Annotated in this window: 1 protein-coding gene; it reads right to left on the bottom strand. The window is 44.3% G+C overall.

The features are described 5' to 3' along the window. Positions 1 to 1,070, bottom strand: a 1,070-nt coding sequence (gene tuf / locus AACV33_RS03370) for an elongation factor Tu (protein ID WP_182700735.1), incomplete at its 5' end; no start/stop codon positions are given.

The following is a 1,070-nucleotide window of genomic DNA, read 5'->3' as shown; positions in this document are numbered from 1 at the left end:
TTAAGCGAAGATTTTAGCAACAACACCAGCACCAACTGTACGGCCACCTTCACGGATTGCGAAGCGTAGACCTTCGTCCATTGCGATTGGAGCAATTAGCTCAACCGTCATTTGAACGTTATCACCAGGCATTACCATTTCAACACCTTCAGGAAGTGTGATATCACCAGTTACATCCGTTGTACGGAAGTAGAACTGTGGACGGTAGCCTTTGAAGAAAGGAGTATGACGGCCGCCTTCATCTTTAGAAAGAACGTATACTTCTGACTCAAATTTAGTGTGTGGGTTGATTGAACCTTTAGCAGCAAGTACTTGGCCACGTTCAACGTCATCACGCTTAGTACCACGTAGAAGTGCACCAACGTTCTCACCAGCACGACCTTCGTCAAGCAGTTTACGGAACATTTCAACACCAGTACATGTAGAAACTGTAGTTTCTTTGATACCAATGATTTCTACTTCGTCGCCTACACGTAGAATACCACGTTCGATACGACCAGTAACAACAGTACCACGACCTTGAATTGAGAATACATCTTCAATAGGAAGTAGGAAAGGCATGTCAACAGCACGCTCAGGAAGAGGAATATATGTATCTAGAGCTTCTGCAAGCTCAATGATTTTATCTTCCCATTGTTTTTCGCCGTTTAGAGCGCCAAGAGCTGAACCTTGGATTACTGGTAAATCATCACCTGGGTAATCGTATTCAGAAAGAAGTTCACGAACTTCCATTTCTACTAGCTCAAGAAGTTCTTCATCATCAACCATGTCACATTTGTTCATGAACACAACGATGAAAGGAATACCAACTTGACGACCAAGTAGGATGTGCTCACGTGTTTGTGGCATAGGACCATCAGTTGCAGCAACAACTAGGATACCACCATCCATTTGAGCAGCACCAGTGATCATGTTTTTAACATAATCGGCGTGTCCAGGACAGTCAACGTGTGCATAGTGACGTGCAGGAGTATCGTACTCAACGTGAGAAGTTGAGATTGTGATACCACGCTCGCGCTCTTCAGGAGCGTTATCGATTGATGCGAAATCTTTAGCTACGCCACCGTAAA

Origin of the sequence: Aliivibrio sp. SR45-2, assembly GCF_963890165.1 — a bacterium.
GTDB classification, from domain to species: Bacteria; Pseudomonadota; Gammaproteobacteria; order Enterobacterales; family Vibrionaceae; genus Aliivibrio; species Aliivibrio salmonicida.
Note: the sequence above shows the minus strand (reverse complement) of the source record. Positions and strands in the feature narration are given on the sequence as shown.